Genomic DNA, 18,066 nt, shown 5'->3' on the forward strand with positions numbered 1-18,066 from the left:
TTGCCCGCGTTCTGATCTGCCGCCCGCGCGGCCCCGATCCCAGAATGGCGGCCAGTTGGGACTCATCCGCCGAACAGCGCCTCCACCTCCCAGTCCTCGAAGGCGCCTTCGAGGCACGTCATCTTCGTGAGCCAGTAGGACCGCTCCGCGCCGTCCAGGCGGTCTTGCAGCGGCACGAGCAGCCAGTACACGAGCGCGAGGCGGTAGTCCGCCACGAGGTCCGCCCACCCGTATCCCCGCACGCCCGAGGCGAACAACGTGTCCAGGTACAGGCGCAGCACCCCGCGCTCCCGGTCCCCTGCGAGGCGCTGCTCGCGCGTCCAGAACGTCGCGCAGATCGTCGCCAGGTCCTGCGCGCCCATCCACGCTTCGTGACTCTGCCAGTCGATGATGAACGTCGGCGCGTCCACGCCCCCCTTCGGCACGAAGAAATTTGAGGGGTAGGCGTCCCCGTGCGCGAGCGTCAGGGCCCGGCCGCTCCGAACACGCGGCAGCAGGTGCGTCCTCCACACGTGGGATAAGCCCCCGAAGACCCGCTCGTAGAGGCGCAGCAGGCGCGGCCCGACCTCGCCGCCCTCCACGTCCCGTAGCGCCTCGAAGGCCTGTCGCCGCCGCTCCACGGCCCCCACGAGCGCGTCCTCATCGCGGCACCACACCGGAAGCTGGACGACCTCGCCGCCCAGGAGCGGATGCTGCCACCAGAAGGCCTGAAGTCGTGCGAGGGCCGTCACGCAGGCCGTGAGCACGCCGTCCCCTGGCACATTGCGGCCCGGCGTGAGCTGCAATTCGCGCGACAGGGCAACGTCGTGCGTCCCGGACACGTCGAGCAGCAACAGGTGCGAGTCCTGTGAGGAGGGATCGAACGCCGTATCGAACGCGCGCACGAGCACGTCGGGATGGCCCGGCACCATGCGCGCGAGGTCATACAGGGCGACTTCGCGCTGCCCCGCCCGCCTCGCCCACGGCTCGGGGACGTTGGCCTTGAGGAGCAGGCTCGTCGGCCCGGCCCCGTCCGGGTGGCCGTACGACACGTCGAGGTGCCAGGTGCGGGAGTTGAACGCCGGATTGCGCCGGGACCGCACGCCCAGCACCCCGTCCCGCCCGAGGACCCCTTCCCGGCGCAGGATGGCCGAGAGGACCTGGGGGGTGACCTCCGAGGCGTCGCGCAGCACGGGGGTCACGGACGCACCCGGGGCGGGTGATGGCGGGCCATGCGGCATTGTACGGGCGGTTGACGGCAACGCCCGACGTGTTCTTGAGCGGGCTCGGGGAGTAGTGTGGTGAACGCGCGGCGCCCGTCAGCGCCCCCTCCGTACTTTTCCTCCGGGTGGACGGCGTCTCCGGGAAAAGCCGGGCAGGGGGGCTCGGGTGCGGGAGTTGTGGATCGAGAATGTGCGCGTGGTGGCGGAGGCGGGCCTGATGGAGGGCGGCGCCGTTCGGGTCGCGGGTGGGCGGATCGCCGCGGTAGCAACCGGCCCGGCGCCCCGGGAGGACGCTTCGCCTGTCCTGGACGGCGGGGGAGGGCTGCTCATCCCCGGCCTGATTGACGTGCATATCCACGGGGCAAGCGGGCACGACATGATGGACGGCAGGCGCGCGAGCATCGAGGGGGTCTCGCGCGCCTGCGCGGCGACCGGCTGCACGTCCTTTCTCGTCACGTCCGTCAGCTCCACCCTGGAGGCGCTGCTGCGGCTGGTGGACCGCGTGCGGGAGGTGATCGGCCAGGAGCCGGGGGCGGCCATCGCCGGAATCCACGCCGAGGGCCCTTACCTGAACGTGAAGCGCAAGGGCATGCAGAACGAGGCCTTTCTGCGCCACCCCAGCCTCCCGGAGATGCGGCAGGTGCTGGACCACGCCGGGCCGCTGCTCCGAATGGTCACGCTGGCGCCCGAATTGCCCGGCGGCCTGGAACTGACAACTTTCCTGCGGGAGCGCGGGGTGATCGTCGCCGTCGCCCACTCGGACGCGACCTACGACGAGGCGCTGGCCGCCTTCCGGCACGGCGCCAGCCACGTCACGCACTGCTTCAACGGGATGCGGCCCATCCACCACCGCGACCCCGGCCTGATCGTCGCCGCGTTCGAGGCGCCGCACGTCAGCGTGCAGGCCATCGTGGACCACGTCCACCTCCATCCCGCCACCGTGCGCCTGATGCACCGGCTGAAGGGACCCGGCGGGATGGTCCTGATCACCGACGCCCTCCAGGCGATGGGCCTGGGCGACGGGGAGTATTCGTTCGGCGGGCATGCCGTGACAGTGCGGGACGGCGTGGCTCGCCTGGCAGACGGCACGCTGGCCTCCAGCACCGTGACCATGAACGGGGCGCTGAGGAACACTGTCGGGATCGGCATTCCCCTGGTGGACGCCGTCACGATGGCCGCGACCACCCCCGCCGACCTGCTCGGCCTGCCGCACAAGGGCCGCATCGCCGTCGGCGCGGACGCGGACCTGGCGCTGCTCGACGAGGACTACCGGGTGTGCTGGACGATGATCGGGGGGCGGATGGTGTTTCAGGCTGGTGGCGAGGTGGCCGACCGTCCCCCGCCGCCCTCGGCCTGACAGATACCCGAGGTCAACTCAGGCACACCCGGGATGAGTTCCCGATGGTCCGGGAAGTTCTGGTCACTTCCCAACTCCAGGCTCCAGGAAATCGCTCTGGAACACGGTCTTTTGCTCCTCCCCCTTGAGGGGGGAGGCTGGGTGGGGGTGAACGGGCACACCAGCCCAGCGCCGCAGAATCCCGATACCCCGGAGAACGTCCCGGTATGCGATCCTTGCTTACACCCGGCTTGGCCGCTCGCTGATGGGCTCGGACCGCTCCATGTCCCCGATCATCTCCAGCAGCAACTGGGCCTTGATCCCGGTGAAGTCGGGGTCGTGGAAGCGGTTGACGTGTTCGTGCGGGTCCGCGGCCAGGTCGTACAGCTCGCCGAACGTCTCGCCCGGGTACACCACCAGCTTGTACCGCTCGGTGATCCAGGCCTTGTACCGCAGGCGGTCGGGTTCTTCCTTGTACTCGGCGCGGACGCCGGGGCGCGCGGGCACCTCGCCGGATTCCAGGTACGGGCGCAGGTCGAGGCCGTCCACGGGCGGGCAGGGGAGCCCCGCGTAGCCCAGCAGGGTGGGGTAGAGGTCCACCAGCGAGACCGGGTGGGCAAGCGTATCCGCGCCGAACCCCGCCGGGTAGCGCAGGATCAGCGGCACCCGCAGCACGCTCTCGTAGGCCACGGGACCCTTCTGGCCGATATCGTGGTCCCCCAGCATGTCCCCGTGGTCGGAGGTGAAGACCACGATGGTGTCCCGCTCGTACCCGCAGCGCCGCAGCGTGCCCAGCACCTCGCCCACCTGCCGGTCGATCAGGTTCACCATCGTGTAGTAGTGCGCGCGGGTGGCCCGCGAGCGGCGTTCGTCCGCGAAATAGGCCTTCCAGTCGTGCGCGCCGCTGTTGCCCGCCACCTCGAAGGGTCCCCGGTAGCGGCTGGCATTGATGCCCCCAGACCGCAGCAGCTCGATGGGCTCGGGCGTGCTGCGGTCCCCGGCGCTGGAGATCGGCGGGGGAAGGGCCGCCTCGTCCACCCGGGCCTCAAAGTCGAAGGGGACCGCGTGGGGGTGATGCGGGTCCTGAAAGCCGAGATTCAGGAAGAACGGCTGGCGGGCGTCGTGCCCCTCCAGAAAGGCCGCCGCCCGCTCGACGATCCAGGCGCCGCTGTGGTACGCGGTCGGCATCCCCCACGCCCCCGTCTCGTTGGGGTCGTACTCGAAGAGGCGGGTGATGCGGTTGTACTGGGCCGGATTAATGCCCCGCCGCTCCAGCCAGCGGGCGTAGTGCCGACTCACGCCCCAGGTGACGTGCCCGGTGGCGACCTCGGCCGTGTCGAAGCCGACGAAGTCGCGCCAGGGCGTGCCGAGTTCGTCCACCGGCGCCTTCTCGGGGCTGTCCTCGTTCCAGGGGTGCCAGTGCGCCTTGCCGATGTGGTGGGTGCGGTAGCCGCCCGCGCGGAGCATGGCGCTCAGGAAGCGCGTCTTGTCGGGCGCCGTCGTGCCGATGTTGTACCCGCCGTGACGGGACAGGAACAGGCCCGTCATCAGGGACAGCCGCGACGGGGTACACACGGCGTTCGGGCAGTACGAGCGCTCGAAGTTGACCCCCTCCGAGGCGAGGGCATCCAGATTCGGCGTCGTCAGAAAGGGGCTGCCGTTGACCCCGACGGCGTCGTGCCGCTGCTGGTCGGTGGTGATGAGCAGGATATTAGGCGGGTTCATCGTGCCTTTCTTGCCGCCCGGTGGGTCCGGTTCTTGGGCGTGGAGTTGAGCGGACCGGCGTTCTCCCTGCTTCCAGCCCTGGGGCTCACAGCCGCAGGCGGGCGAACTGTTCCTCCGGGGCACCGAGGTGCAACATATACGCCCTCAACTGGTCCTCCAGCCGCCGGACCTCGCCGGGGTGTTCGGCCCGCAGGTCCCGGAGTTGCTCCGCGTCGTCCGCCCGGTACAGCAGGTCTTCTCGGCGGGGCGGCAGGTGCCGGATATCGCCCGACCGGGCGGGCATCCGCCAGTGGGGGGTCCGCACGCCGGGAATGAACTGTCCGGCCACCAGGTCCGGGAACACGGTGGGCCGGTTTTGCCGCGCGGGCTGGCTGCGGTAGTCGAGTTGACCCACCTGAAGCGAGTACCAGTGGGCCGCGCCGAGTTCGGGGTCGTGGTCCCGCAGCAGCGTCCACTCGCCGTTCGTGACGCCGACCCGCGCGTTGGCGTACCCATACACGGCCAGGTCACGGTGCGTGGAACGCTGGCCGAGCAGCACGGGCAGGAAGGAGCGGGAGTGGGGCGCGGGGCTGGATAGGCCGAGCAGGTCGAGCACCGTGGCGTGCAGGTCCACCGTCTGCGTGACCGCCCCCTCCCGCCGCGCGGGCTGTCCGGGGCACCACACCAGCAGGGGAATATGGGTCAGGGTGTTCCACAGCGGGCTCGCGGGTTTGCCGATGCGCCCATGTTCCCCCAGGTAGTGCCCGTGGTCCGTCGTGATGATGACGGCAGTGTCCTCCCACAGGTTATGTCGGCTCAGGGCGTCGAACACGCGGCCCAGCCAGGTGTCCACCATCGTGAGCTTCCCGGCGAACTGCGCGCGGACCCAGCCCAGTTCCCGCTCGCTCAGGGCGAGTTCGCCCACGTCACTGCGGCCATAGCGGGGCCAGGGGTTGAAGTCCTCCGGCGCCTCGTCCGTATACAGGCTGCGGTAGGGCTCGGGGATATGGAAGGGCTCGTGCACGTCGAAGCTGTCCACGTGCAGGTAAAAACGCTCCAGCATGTGGTTCCGGTCGAGCCAGCGGGCCGCGGCGTCCATCACCCTTGGCCCGAAGAAATCCGCCTCGTCCCGAAAGGAGGCGACGTTCCGCAGGTAGATGCGGGCACCCTCGCCGTGCTCGGCGACCATCCGCCGTGCCCAGGCGGGCTCCTCCCGCAGCGGGGCGGTGACGTGATTGTCGTGTTCGTGCCCGCGGATGAATTCGTACCCGGCGAAGTCGTGATGGTAGCTGTGCGCGCCCCACTCGAAGAAGTGGTAGTGGTCGGTGACGAGCCCGGTGGTGATGCCCGCGCGGTTCGCGTGGTAGGCGATGGGCTCGTCCCACGGCTCCAGAGGGCCCCACCCGCGCCACCAGAATTCCTCCACGCCCGCCCAGATTTCCCGCCGGGCGGGCATGCAGGGCAGAGAGCCCGTGTAGTGCCGGTCGAAGACGACGGCCCGCCGGGCAAACGCGTCGAGGTTGGGCGTCTGGACCCAGCCATTGCCGTACGTCCGCAGAAAGTGCCGATTGAGCGAGTCGATCTGAATGAGGATGACGTTCCGGGGCATGGGCTCCGTCCTGATCTCGGGAAGCGTGAAAGAGAAGTGGCGGAGCGCCGGGCCCCGCCACTTCTGTCTGTCAATTCAGGTGCTTCATTTCAAGGCTTCGGGGGACTCAGCGCGAGGCGTTCCGCTGCGCCTCGGTCACCATCTTCGTGGCCGTGGCCTGGGCCTCGTCCAGCGCCGCCTTGGGGTCCTTGCCGCGCAGCAGCACGTCGTCCACCGCCTTGCTGACGACGGTGTCCACCCCGGCGCCGTAGATCGGCGCGACGCTCACGAAGGTGTACTTCAGGTTGCCCGCGAGCTTGAGAAAGTTGGGGTTCTTGTTCGCCAGCCGCGCCACCTGATAGCCGGGCAGGTCGTTCTGCTCGGCGGCCCAGATCTTGGCGCCCTCGGTGGCGAGGTACCGGGCAAAGGCGAACGCTTCCTTGGGATGGTCGGTGCCGCGGGGAATCTCGATGTTGAAGCCGCCCCCCCACGAGCTGTTGCCGTCCTGCTTGCCGTCCTCGGTCGGGACCGCCACGAACCCGAAGTTCAGGTTCGGGGCGTACTGCTTCAGGGTGCTGAGGTAGTTGCCGTTGCGGACCACCATGGGCACCTTGCCGGACATGAACTCGTCCTGCGCCCCGCCGCCGAAGGAGGCCTTGAAGGCGGCGACGTTGGCCGCCCCGTACTTGTCGTTCCACTTCTTCATCCACGCCAGCACCTTCACGGCGGTGGGGTTGTTGATGCGCGGGTTGTCGTAGCCCGCGTCCCACAACGAGCCGCCCGCGTTGGTGACCCAGCCGTCGTAGCCGAAGTCACCGAAGTTCGGGTGGAAGCCGATGCGCGTCCAGCGGTTGCCGTCCTTCTTGTCGAGCTTGGCGGCGTAGGTCCACAGGTCGTCCCAGCTCCTGGGCGGCTTGTTGGGGTCGAGGCCCGCGGCCTTGAACGCGTCCTTGTTGTAAAACAGCACCCGCGTGTCGGTCACGAAGGGCAGCGCGTACTGCTTGCCGTTGTAGGTGCCGGTGGCCCACAGGTTGGGATAAAAGCCGCTCTTGAGCTGATCGGCCCCCAGCGCGCTCATGTTCACGTTCTGGTTCTTGGCCGCGCGCTGCTTGCTGGTGCGGATGTCGATCACGACCACGTCGGGCGCGTTCCCGGCCGCGACCCCGGCGAGGGTTTTGGTGATGATCTGGTCGAAGGGCACGCCGGTGTACTCCACCTGGACGTTGGGGTTGCGCTGGTTCCAGGTATCGACGATGCGGTTGATGGTGGGGCGGCGCTGCTCACTCAGCCAGTGGGCCGAGAAGCGCAGCGTGACTCTTTGCGCCAGGCTGGGAGCCGCCAGGGCATTCAGGCCGATAAGCATACCGGTCATGACGAGGACCTTCCGATTCATAGCTTCCTCCTGCATCTGTGGATGCAACCCAATTGTACTTTACTTCATACTATTAAAAAATTCCAGATTCGTCAATATGGCGGTGGAGTTCCTTGGCACCCTCAGGAAGGCGCTGTGATGGGCGGCGAAACATCGGGTGAGGGGGCGCCCCCCATACGGCCCCCGAAACCGCAAGAAATACCGGTGGGAATCTGAACCGGCCAGGACCGCCTAAGGGGGGAAGACGAGTATATGGTACGCTCCTGACCGCCCAATTGTGTTGTTCATCCCCTGGAGGGACCTTGATGCGTCGACTTCGTATCCTGACCTGGCCGGTGCATGGCAGCTACATGTACTACCTGTCGCAGGCGCCCCACGACTTCTACCTGCCGGTCAAGGAGGGTGGGCTGAACGGGTACGGTGGGCGGGGCGACTACGACCTTCTGGGTGGGAACGTCCGGGATATTCCCGCCGAGGAGGTGAAGTCCGCGCCGTTCGACGTGATCCTCTTCCAGGGCCGCTGGCACTACGAGGTCGACCAGTACGAGCTGCTCAGCGAGGCCCAGCGGCAACTGCCCCGCATCTACCTGGAACACGACCCGCCGCGCGAGTCGCCGACCGACACGAAGCATCCGGTCGACGATCCGAATGTGCTGCTGGTCCACGTCACCCACTTCAACGACCTGATGTGGGACCCGGGCCGCACCCCCACCCGGGTCGTCGAACACGGGGTGATCGTGCCGCCGGACGCGCGCTACACGGGGGAGCTGGAACGCGGTCTGGTCGTCGTCAACAACCTACGGCTGAGGGGGCGGCGGCTCGGAGCCGACGTGTTCCAGCGCGCGAGGGAGCGGCTGCCGCTTGACCTCGCCGGCATGGACGCGGAGGCGTTCGGGGGCTGGTCGCTGCATCTGGAGGACCTGCACCGGATGCAGGGCCGTTACCGCTTCTTCCTCAATCCCATCCGCTATACCAGCCTGGGCCTAGCGGTGTGCGAGGCGATGATGGTCGGTCTGCCCATCGTTGGGCTGGCGACCACGGAGATGGTCACGGCGGTCCGTCACGGTGTCAGCGGCTACCTGGACACCGACGTTGACCGGGTGGTGGAGTACGGCCAGCTCCTGCTGCGTGAGCCGGGGCACGCCCGGGAACTGGGGGAGGCTGCCCGCCGCACCGCCCAGGAGCGCTTTGGGATCGGGCGCTTTGCCCACGACTGGAGTGAGGTTTTTCTGGATGTGGCGGGGCGCTGAGGGGGCGAGGGGCCGTGGCCGTCTCTCCCTTCAGGGTGAAGTGTGGCGCTGCTGGGGGCAGGGCATCTTGCTGCGGTTTGCCCCCACCCCCCCAACCCCCCTACCCCCACCGGGGGCGACGACTCCGCCGCGCGGGGCGGCCCGCGCGTTGACGCCAAGCTCGCTGACGTGTCTCTCCTCTAAGTAGAGGGGGGAGCTTTCCGCTGCGCTCGGCAAGGGGCTCGCCCATTCCGCCAGTAGGTCGTGTTCTCGACGCGCAAGGTTTGATCTTGTTGCTTGCTGAGCCGCGTGCCCACCGTCTCGCTGCGCGAGCAAGGCGTGGTGAAGGCCGTGCGAGCGTGAGCCGAGGGGTGGGAATGGGCCGTCCACAGTAGACGGTTGTTAAGGGGCTAAAGCTTTGGCGCTGTGACTCCCTCTTCCCTTGCGGGGGAGGCTGGGACTCGCAGAGCTGCTTGCAGAGGGGGGTGGCAGGCACCGCCTGCCCTCTGGTGGCCGTCAAAACCCTCCTTCCCGCCCTGAGTCCAGCAGCAAGGGAACAGCCGGACGCCCGACCTGGACGGCGTCAGGGCCTGCCCCGGCTCACGCTTCCCCCAGCGTCTCCAGCTCCGTGAGGTTCAGGGTCAGGACCGGGCCGTCCCCGTCGGGGATGAGAAGGGTCTTGATCTCGTAGGCGCCCAGCGGCGTGCGGAGTTCCCGCCCGAGAAAAGGGAGCGTCAGGTGCGCCCGGGTCGGCTGGCCGTGCGTCTCGACGAGGCGCAGGACGTGGCCGCGGCCGTCCTCGGCGCGTTTAAGCACCGTGACCTGCACGTTTTCCGGCTCGGCCGACAGGAAGGACCCCGCCGGGTCCAGCGGTCCCGGGTGGTACGTCTCGGGAATGATGACGGGGCGCTCGGTCAGGGTGGCGGCCAGGCGGGGAACCCCGGCCTCCCGCCAGGTGCCCTCGTGCGGGTAGAGCCAGTATGTGAAGGTCTGCTCGCCCTGGTCCAGGAAGCGGTAGTCGCCGTCCTGGCTTGGGACGTAGGGATCGTGGTGGGCGATGATGGGGGAACGCAGGACCGTCAGCCGAATGTTCGTGTCCAGGGTGTCGTAGCTGGACTTCGCGTCGTTGACCAGGGTTAGGCCGCGGACGGCGCCCGTGGGGCGGAAGACGCCGCTCAGGTCCACCCAGCGCTGTCCGGGCTCCTCGCTGCCGTCGGTGGGCCGGGTGGTGACGCCGTACGGCGCCTCGAAGGTGGCCTGCGGGGCCAGCAGGTGGGCCGGGAAGTGCAGCTTCAGCACCCGGTGCCGCTCGTGCCAGTCCACCCGGACGCGCACCTCCACGTACGGCTGGTCCGCGAACAGGGAGAACTCCTGCGTCAGGGTGCTGCCGCCGTAACGGCTCACCGCGCGCACCGTGCTCCTCACCGGGCCGCGCTCCACCAGGGTGCAGGTCGCGTCCGCGAAGCGGCCCACGGGGTCGCCATACCGGAAGACCCCGTGGCTCCAGGTGTCGCTGTCGTCGCGCAGGACCAGACCGACGGCGGCGGTGTCGCGGAACACGTCCACCTCTCCGCGCTTGTCGAGCAGCCGCGCGATGCCCCCCGTCTGCGGGTCCATGTCGAGCCGGTACGCGGCGTTCTCCAGGTGAGTATCGCTGGCCTCCACCGCCGGGAATTCGGGGGCGGCCCCGGGCAGGATGGTATAGGTGCGGTAGCCGAGAGGGGGCAGGTCCACCAGCCAGGTCAGGCGTTTGCGCCAGCCGGTGACGGTCGCCTCGGACCGGATGCGCTGGGCGGGAATGGGGCGGCCCCCCTCGTCGGTGACGGTGAAGCTCTCCGGCACCCCGCCGGTCTCGTGCTCGACGGGCAGGCGCACCGGGAAGGCGTGCGGGTTGAACACGACGTAGGGTTTGCTGCCCTCCCGCTGGGGGATGCTCACCCGCCAGCTCAGGCGCAAGGCGGCGGCGTTGGTGACATGCTGGGCGGTGGCGAGCGCCTCGCCGTACTCGTGGCGGGCGTCCTCGTAGGCGCTCTCGATGGAACTGCCCGCCAGGATGTCGTGGAACTGGTTGAACAGCACCCGCTTCCAGGCCCGCTCCAGGTCCGCCCCCGGATAGGGGAGGCCGGTGACCGCCGTGGCGAGCGTCGCCAGCTTTTCCGCCCGCACGAGCGCGAGTTCCGCCTGGCGGTTCCAGCGCTTGACCCCGGAATGCGCCGCGTAGCAGCCCACCGCGTGGTGCTGCAACTCGTCGGTCCAGACCGGCACCCGGCGGCCCTGCACCGCGTCGAAGTAGCGGCTGGGGTCGCTGAAGCGCAGCTCGGGCAGGTCCTCCTCGCCGTTCATGCGCGCGATGGAGGCGAGGTTCTCCCGGGTGGGACCCCCGCCGTGATTGCCCACCCCGTAAAAGCACATCAGCTCGTCGACCGGCTGGCCGAGTTCGGTCATGCACTTGCGGACGTGCGCCTCCAGGTCCTTGCCCCAGGTGCAGTACTCGTACGGGATGCGGAAGGTGAGGACCCGCGAGCCGTCCGGCCCCTCCCACCAGAACAGGCGCCCCGGCAGCGCCTGCTCGTGCGGGCCGGGGCGCATGAAGGTGTAGCGGGTCAGGCCGCTTTTCAGCAGGATCTGCGGGAGCGTGCCCGCGTGCCCGAAGGAGTCGGGGTTGTACCCGGTGTCGGCGGTGCGGCCAAAGCGCGACTGGAAGAAGCGCTGGCCGTACAGACCCTGCCGCACGAAGCTCTCCCCGCCGGGGAGGTTGCAGTCGGGCTGCACCCACCAGCCCCCGACGAGTGCCCAGCGGCCCTCCCGGACGCGGGCCTGAATCTCCGCGAACATCTCGGGCTCGTTCGCCTCGATCCAGGCGAGGTGCCCGGCGGACGAGCAGGTGAAGATGAAGTCGGGGTGTTCACTCAGGCGGTCGAGCGCCGAGCGGTAGGTCGCCTTGATCTCCTGAAAGCCCTCCGGCCAGTTCCACAGCCACACGGGGTCGATGTGGCCGTTGCCGATCATGTGGAACACGGCGTGTGTCACGTCCGTGGTCATGCGGGGGTTTCCTCGGCCACGTCGTCCTCCACGAAGGCGTCGTCGATGCTCTCGCACAGCACGTGGATGAGCAGGATGTGCATCTCCTGAATGTGTGCAGTCCGGCTGCTCGGAGCTTTCAGGGTGATGTCCGCGTGCCGGGCCGCCTCCCCGCCCGCTTCTCCGGTCAGGGCGACCGTGACGGCGCCCCGGTCTCGCGCAGCCGCAAGGGCCTTGACCACGTTGGCGCTGTTGCCGCTGGTGGTGATGCCGACCAGCACGTCGCCCGGCCCCACGAGCGCCCGGACCTGGCGGGCGAACACCTCGTCGAAGGCGTAGTCGTTGCCGATGCAGGTCAGCGCGCTGGAGTCGGTGGTCAGGGCCAGCGCGGGCAGGGGGCGGCGCTCGCGCCGGTAGCGCCCGGTCAGTTCCGCCGCGAAGTGCTGCGCGTCCGCGGCGCTGCCGCCGTTGCCGCAGGTCACGAGCTTGTGGCCGTTCGTCAGGGCGCTGACGCAGGCCTGGGCCGCCGCCGTCACCCCGGGCGCGAGATCACCCAGCCGGTCGAGCGCCTCGCGGTGCCGGTCGATGTAGGTCTGGAGATGCCGCGCTGCTGTCATACCAGAACCTCCTGCCGTTCCCGCAGGGCCACCGCCGCCGCGCCCAGCACTCCCACGTGCTCGGCCAGTTCCGCCGGGCAGATGTCGACACCGGAGACCAGCGCGGGCATCGCGCGCCCCTCGACCCGCTCACGCAGGGGTGGAAACAGGAATTCGCCGAAATTGGTGATGCCCCCCCCGATCACAACCCGCTCCGGGTCAAAGGCGTTCACGATGCTCGCCACTCCGGCGGCCAGGATGTCGAGCGTCTCGTCCCACAGTTCCCGGGCGACGGGGTCTCCCGCCCGGAGGGCAGTCAGGACCGTCTCGGCGGTGAGGTCCCGCGGGTCCGGGGCCAGGCGCGCGAGCAGCGACTCGGGGTGCCGGGCGGCCCGCTCCCGGGCGCGGCGGGCGATGCCCGTGCCCGAGGCGTAGGCTTCCAGGCAGCCCCGCCCGCCGCAGTTGCAGGGGTCGCCGTCGTACCGGACCTGGAGGTGACCGAGTTCGCCCGCGTTGCCGCGCTTGCCCCGGTACAGTTCCCCGTTCAGGATCAGGCCGCTGCCGATGCCGGTCGAGACGGTGAGGTATACCATGTGCCGGGTGCCGCGCCCGGCCCCGAAGTGAAACTCGGCCAGCGCGGCGGCGTTGGCGTCGTTGTCCAGCGCGACGGGCAGCCCCAGGGCCTCGCGCAGGCGCCCGGCGAGGGGGTAGTCGATCCAGCCGGGCAGGTTCGGGGGATTCTGGACCAGGCCGCGCTCGGTGTCGAGCGGCCCGCCGCAGCCGACGCCCACGCTCTGCACCGGCACGGGGCTGCGCCCCAGGAGCGTCCGGCTCAGGCCCAGGATGCGGCCCAGCACCCGGTCCGGGCCCTCCTCGACGTGGGTGGGGGTGCGGGCGACATCGAGGAGCGTCCCGGCGGCGTCGACGATCCCGGCGGCCAGCTTCGTTCCGCCGATATCGATGGCCAGGACATGGCTTGGTATGGCCTCCAGCGGAAGCGTGGGCACGGGTGCCTCCTGTACGTTTAAGCTTGGAACAGAGGTGGGTGGGGCCAACCTCAGCAAGAGCATATACCACAGGCCCCCTTTTTCTTTATATATTTAAGCAACTCCAACCCCAGTTGTCTGTCACGCGGCCCCTGTCCGGCCAGCAAGGAGGTCTATGTCCCCAATTCGTTCTTCTCTCACTGCTGGCCGCCCCCCCACCTGGAGGTTCGTATGGCACGGATGAGCAGGATGCGCCGTCAGGAAGCCCTCAACGGGTATCTCTTCATCGCGCCGTGGTTGATCGGCTTTCTGGCGTTCGTCGCCGGGCCGATGCTCTGGTCGCTGTATGCCAGCTTCACCAACTACGACGTGACCTCGCGCATGGATTGGGTGGGTCTGGACAATTACCGCCGCCTGCTGTTCGACGACCAGCTCTTCTGGATCTCGCTGTACAACACTGGCTTCTACGTGCTGTTCGCCGTGCCGCTCAGCGTGATCACCGGCGTGCTGATCGCCGTGCTGCTCAACCAGCAGATTCCGGGGCAGCGGATTTTTCGGACCATCTTCTTCCTGCCCAAGGTCCTGACGGGCGTGGCCGTGCTGCTGCTGTGGTTGTGGGTGTTCAACCCCGACTTCGGGCCCATCAACGTCTTCCTGCGGGCCATCGGGGTGCAGAATCCGCCCCTGTGGTTCTCCGACCCCACCTGGGCCAAGCCCGCGCTGGTCATCATGAGCATGTGGGGTGCGGCGGGCGGCTACATCATCTACCTGGCGGGCCTCCAGGGCATTCCCCGGCACCTGTACGAGGCGGCCCAGCTCGACGGCGCCACGCCGGTCCAGCAGTTCTGGAACGTCACCGTCCCGATGATGTCGCCCACCATCTTCTTCAAGCTGGTCACGGGCATCGCCGCGGCCTTTCAGTTCTGGGAGGCCTCGCTGATCATTTCCGATGGGGGCAAGGGCGGGCCGTCCTTCTCCACGCTGTTCTACGGCCTGTACATGTGGCAAAAGGCCTTCACGGAGTACCAGATGGGCTACGCCAGCGCGATGGCCTGGGTGCTGCTGCTCATCACGCTGCTGCTGACCGGCATTCAGTTCTTCGTCTCCCGCCGCTGGGTGTACTACGAAGGTGAGGCCCGTTCATGACCGTTCAGCAGACCCCCTCCACCCCCGGTTCCAGCCTGCCCCGCGTCGATGTCGGCCGCCCCCGCTTCGACCGCAATGTCCGCACGAACCTCTTCTGGAAGTTCGTCGCCTTCGCGCTGCTGTGCGCCATCGGCGCGGCGGTCCTCTTCCCGGCGCTGTGGATGCTCTCCACCGCCCTGAAACCCGACACGCAGGTCTATGCCAACCCGCCGATCTGGATTCCCAACCCCCTGCGCTTCGAGAACTTCACCGAGGCCTGGTCGCTCGCGCCCTTCACCCGCTACTTTTTCAACACCGCCCTGTACGCGGTCGCGGTGGTGTTCGGCACCGTGGTGTCCTGCTCGCTGGCCGCCTACGGCTTCGCCAAGCTGCGCTTTCCGGGCCGGGACCTGCTGTTCACCATCCTGCTCTCCACCATGATGATTCCCGGCATGGTCACGCTGATCCCCCAGTACATCCTGTTTTCCAAGCTGCACTGGGTGGGCACCTACCTGCCGCTGGTCGTGCCGAGCTACTTCGCGGGGGCGTTTTTCACCTTCCTGCTGCGGCAGTTTTTCATGGGCATCCCCAACGAGTACTCGGAGGCCGCCCGGGTCGACGGCGCCAGCGACTTCTGGATCTGGAGCCGAATCATCGTGCCGCTCTCCAAACCCGCCCTGGCGACGGTGGCGATCTTCACCTTCGAGGGCGCCTGGGACAGCTACGTCGGCCCGCTGCTGTACCTGAACGACGAGCGGCTCTACACCCTCCAGGTGGGCCTCCAGTTCTTCCGCACCGCCTCGGCCGTCCAGTGGCAGTATCTGATGGCCGCCGCCCTGCTGGTGATGCTGCCGGTGATCATCATCTTCTTCACCTTCCAGAAGTACTTCGTGGAGGGCTCCTCGATTCAGGGTGGCGTCAAGGGCTGAAGAGAGGAGTGTGGAACCGGGGGAGCGGACGGGGGTGGTCTGCCCCCCTTTCCGGTTCCCCGGGACCCTGACCTGGCGGGGGCGTCCCTCGTGGCAAGGCCAGGCTCAGCCCGCAGCCAGCGGCAGGCATTCGTTCATTTGCCAGGCGACCCTGCCCGAAGAGTTGCCGGGCGGCCACTCCAACGGCGACAGCGACCGCAAATTGGTCGCCGTGAGCCGCGCCCCGGCCCTTGGGCTGAGCCGGGCAGGCGGTAAAACGCCCCAACCTGTCGTTGCTCCGCCACCATGCCGATTCGCGCACCGGCGGCGCCGTCTTACTGTGCGGCAATGCGACATCGGGTCAGCGCCGCCGGGATCGTCGTTCGGGACGATGCCCTCCTGCTCGTCCGTCACGTTCAACCCGGCCTCTATGACTTCTACGTTCCCCCGGGCGGCGGGCTTGAAGGTGCGGAAAGCGTCTTAGAAGGGGCCGAACGCGAGGTGTTTGAGGAAACCGGGTTGCTCGTCCGCGCGCTGCGGCCCGTGTACGTGCAGGAGATCATCGAGCCGGACGCGCGTATCCTTAAAACCTTCGTGCTGTGCGAGGAACGCGGCGGGTACCGGACGCCCGACCACCGCGTCCCGGGCGAGCGCGACCGGCTTGCGGAAGCGCGTTTCGTGCCCACCGCCGAGCTCCCCACCCTCAACGTCGTCCCCATGGTGTTCCGGGGGGAGTTCCGGCACGACCTCGCGGCGGGGGCCTCCTCGCTGCGTTACCTGGGGACCGAACGCGCAAGCGTCATGTGATGCTCGCGCCCGAAAGGACACGGACCATGGATGAACCCCCGCCGAACGAGACGCTGACGGACCTCAACGCGCAGACGAGGCAGATGTGGGAGCGCAAGGCGCACTTCTGGGACGACACGATGGGCGACGGCAATGCCTTTCAGCGGGAGCTGATCTTCCCGGCCCTCACGCGCCTCCTCGACCTGCGCGCGGGCGAGCGGGTGCTCGACGTGGGGTGCGGCAACGGCGTGGTGAGCCGCCACCTCGCGGCACTTGGCGCGAGGGTTGTCGCCACCGACTTCAGCGACGCGCTGCTGGAACGGGCACGTGCCCGCACGGCGCAGGACGCGCGGCCCGTCGAATATGTGCTGGCGGACGCGACGGACGAGGACCAGATGCGCGCCCTGGGCGAAGGGAGCTTCGACGCGGCGGTGTGCGTGATGGCGTTGCAGGACATCGCCGACATCGCGCCCTTGTTTCGTGCGCTCACCCGCCTCCTGACACCTGTGGGCCGCTTCGTGTTCGCGGTACCGCACCCGGCGTTCAACATCCCCCAGGCGAGCAGGCTGACGCTGGAGGAAGAGGACCGGGCGGGGGTGCTGACGGAAGTGCGGTCCGTGAGGGTGTCGGGGTACTTGCGTGTGCCGCCCGCACCGAGCGCGGGCATGGCGGGCGAACCGTCGCCGCACCTGTTCTTTCACCGCCCATTACATCTGCTCCTGGGGACCGCGTTCGGGGCGGGTCTGGTGCTGGACGGGCTGGAAGAACCGGCCTTCGGGGGTGAGGCGCGGTCGGCAAGGGCCCTGAGTTGGCGCAACTTCTCGGAGGTGCCGCCGGTCCTGGTTGGACGCTTGAGGCCGCGTTCAGCGGAGCACTGACGCCATCTCGGCACAACTGCATTCCTGCTGCGAGATGAAGCTGCCTTGCCGATGCCACGCTTGCTGGGGTAGCCCCATCAGGGATGCGCGGCGGCGGGACTGAGCGCGGCGCTCTCCGGCACCGTGGGCTTGGGCTTCAGGGCGCCCTGCGGGTCGCGTAGGATGTGGCTGATGGCGATCGCCACGGCACCCAGCGCGGTCGCGTCACGGCCCAGGGCACTCTCGACGATGCGGATGTCCTTGGAGAGGTAGCCGAACGAGCGGCCCTTGACCTTCTCGGCCAGCGTCTCCGTCAGGTCGGGCCAGGAGCGGACGAGCTGCCCGCCCAGGACGATCAGCGCGGGGTCGTAGTGGTTCACGGCGTTGACGAGCGCGGCGGACAGGTAGGTGTAGACCCGCTCCTGGACGCTCTGCGCCTTGCGGTCGCCCGCCAGGACCAGCCGGTGCAGGTCGGCGGGGTTCTCGGCGTCCAGCCCCAGGCGCCGGACCTCCTGCATGATCGCGGGAATGCTCACCAGCGTCTCCAGGCAGCCGCGGTTGCCGCACTCGCACAGCGGGCCGTCGACGTGGATGGTGGTGTGCCCGATCTCGCCCGCCAGCTCGTGGGCGCCGCGGTAGACCCGGTCCCCCACGATCAGGCCCGACCCCACGCCGGACCGCAGGGAGACGTACAGCAGCGTCTCCTCGTGGCGGCCCGCGCCGTACCAGCGCTCGCCGAAGGCGGCGGCCTTGGCGTCGTCGTCCAGCCAGCAGGGGACCCCGAAATGCTCGCCCAGCCCCGCCGCCAGGGGCACGTCGCGCCAGCCCCCGAAGTTGGGGGGGCCGAGAACGACGCCCCGCTCGCTGTCCACCGGGCCCGGAATCCCCACGCCGATGCCCAGCAGCGGTAGCCCGGGATCGACCAGCTCGGCGATGACCTCCCGCAGCAGGGCGAGCCCCTTTTTCACCGAGGTGGTCGCCCGGAAGGGGCGTTCCAGCCGGGCCAGCGGTCGCCCGCCGAAGTCGGAGCGGATCACGTGAACGATGGAGCGGGACAGCTCCACGCCGATGACCTGGCCGCGGGCGTGGTTGAGGCTCAGCAGCGTCGGGCGGCGCCCCACCTGGCGTTCGCTGGAGGGCGTCTCGACAAGCAGGTCGAGGGCCTCCAGCTCGTCGGTCATGTGGGTGATGGTGGCCGCCGTCAGACCGGTGGCCTCCGCCAGGCCGCTGCGGGAGATGGGTTGCAGCTTCTGAAGCGCTTCCAGCACCACATTCAGGTTGTCCGCCCGCACCTCGGGCAGGTTGCGGCCTTGCCGGATGCTTCTCGGTCTGCCCTGCTTCATGCGGCCCCCCCAT

General features: G+C 68.8%; 14 protein-coding genes. 6 read left to right on the forward strand and 8 right to left on the reverse strand.

From position 1 onward, the window contains the following. Positions 1-62: 62 nt before the first annotated feature. Positions 63-1,181, reverse strand: a complete 1,119-nt coding sequence (locus tag DAERI_RS11300; protein WP_103129532.1) for a phosphotransferase — start codon at positions 1,179-1,181, stop codon at positions 63-65. Between the two features lie 187 nt (positions 1,182-1,368). On the opposite strand from DAERI_RS11300, the gene nagA reads away from it, so the two are divergent. Next, complete coding sequence (gene nagA, locus DAERI_RS11305; RefSeq protein WP_103129533.1) at positions 1,369-2,559, forward strand: N-acetylglucosamine-6-phosphate deacetylase; 1,191 nt, start codon at positions 1,369-1,371, stop codon at positions 2,557-2,559. A 219-nt stretch (positions 2,560-2,778) separates the two neighbouring features. Here nagA and DAERI_RS11310 read toward each other — a convergent pair whose 3' ends face one another. From DAERI_RS11310 to DAERI_RS11320, 3 genes are all read right to left on the reverse strand, one after another. After that, positions 2,779-4,263 (reverse strand): sulfatase family protein, encoded by a 1,485-nt coding sequence (locus DAERI_RS11310; protein WP_103129534.1) that lies wholly within the window; start codon positions 4,261-4,263, stop codon positions 2,779-2,781. A gap of 85 nt (positions 4,264-4,348) precedes the next feature. Then, a complete protein-coding gene (locus tag DAERI_RS11315; protein WP_103129535.1) occupies positions 4,349-5,851 on the reverse strand; it encodes a sulfatase in 1,503 nt (500 codons plus the stop codon). Positions 5,852-5,957: 106 nt separating this feature from the next. Further along, a complete protein-coding gene (locus DAERI_RS11320) occupies positions 5,958-7,223 on the reverse strand; it encodes an ABC transporter substrate-binding protein (protein ID WP_165794172.1) in 1,266 nt (421 codons plus the stop codon). Between the two features lie 284 nt (positions 7,224-7,507). Here DAERI_RS11320 and DAERI_RS11325 point away from each other — a divergent pair, with 284 nt between their 5' ends. Then, the gene (locus DAERI_RS11325) at positions 7,508-8,452 is read left to right on the forward strand and encodes a glycosyltransferase (RefSeq protein ID WP_103129537.1); all 945 of its coding nucleotides are present in this window, start codon (positions 7,508-7,510) and stop codon (positions 8,450-8,452) included. A gap of 579 nt (positions 8,453-9,031) precedes the next feature. Here the strand turns inward: DAERI_RS11325 and DAERI_RS11330 are convergent. The 3 genes from DAERI_RS11330 to DAERI_RS11340 are packed head-to-tail and all read right to left on the reverse strand — an operon-like array spanning position 9,032 to position 13,055. Then, positions 9,032-11,473, reverse strand: coding sequence for an alpha-mannosidase (locus DAERI_RS11330; RefSeq protein ID WP_103129538.1), 2,442 nt, complete (start codon positions 11,471-11,473; stop codon positions 9,032-9,034). Further along, a complete protein-coding gene (locus DAERI_RS11335; protein WP_103129539.1) occupies positions 11,470-12,069 on the reverse strand; it encodes a D-sedoheptulose-7-phosphate isomerase in 600 nt (199 codons plus the stop codon). The genes DAERI_RS11330 and DAERI_RS11335 overlap by 4 nt, the downstream gene beginning before the upstream one ends. Next, positions 12,066-13,055: an ROK family protein gene (locus DAERI_RS11340; protein WP_201262742.1), complete on the reverse strand. Its 990-nt coding sequence runs from the start codon at positions 13,053-13,055 to the stop codon at positions 12,066-12,068. The genes DAERI_RS11335 and DAERI_RS11340 overlap by 4 nt, the downstream gene beginning before the upstream one ends. A gap of 210 nt (positions 13,056-13,265) precedes the next feature. On the opposite strand from DAERI_RS11340, the gene DAERI_RS11345 reads away from it, so the two are divergent. The 4 genes from DAERI_RS11345 (at position 13,266) to DAERI_RS11360 (ending at position 16,731) form a co-directional block, all read left to right on the forward strand. Beyond that, complete coding sequence (locus DAERI_RS11345; protein WP_103129541.1) at positions 13,266-14,180, forward strand: carbohydrate ABC transporter permease; 915 nt, start codon at positions 13,266-13,268, stop codon at positions 14,178-14,180. Beyond that, positions 14,177-15,088, forward strand: coding sequence for a carbohydrate ABC transporter permease (locus DAERI_RS11350; RefSeq protein ID WP_103129542.1), 912 nt, complete (start codon positions 14,177-14,179; stop codon positions 15,086-15,088). The genes DAERI_RS11345 and DAERI_RS11350 overlap by 4 nt, the downstream gene beginning before the upstream one ends. Positions 15,089-15,415: 327 nt before the next feature. Next, complete coding sequence (locus tag DAERI_RS11355; protein WP_103129543.1) at positions 15,416-15,874, forward strand: NUDIX domain-containing protein; 459 nt, start codon at positions 15,416-15,418, stop codon at positions 15,872-15,874. A 26-nt stretch (positions 15,875-15,900) separates the two neighbouring features. Continuing rightward, positions 15,901-16,731 carry a class I SAM-dependent methyltransferase gene (locus DAERI_RS11360; RefSeq protein ID WP_165794173.1) on the forward strand — a complete coding sequence of 277 codons (831 nt, stop codon included), beginning with the start codon at positions 15,901-15,903 and terminating at the stop codon, positions 16,729-16,731. Positions 16,732-16,808: 77 nt separating this feature from the next. Here the strand turns inward: DAERI_RS11360 and DAERI_RS11365 are convergent, their stop codons facing one another. Next, positions 16,809-18,053: an ROK family transcriptional regulator gene (locus DAERI_RS11365; RefSeq protein ID WP_165794174.1), complete on the reverse strand. Its 1,245-nt coding sequence runs from the start codon at positions 18,051-18,053 to the stop codon at positions 16,809-16,811. Between the last annotated feature and the right edge of the window lie 13 nt (positions 18,054-18,066).

The organism is Deinococcus aerius, assembly GCF_002897375.1.
Taxonomy (GTDB): Bacteria; Deinococcota; Deinococci; order Deinococcales; family Deinococcaceae; genus Deinococcus; species Deinococcus aerius.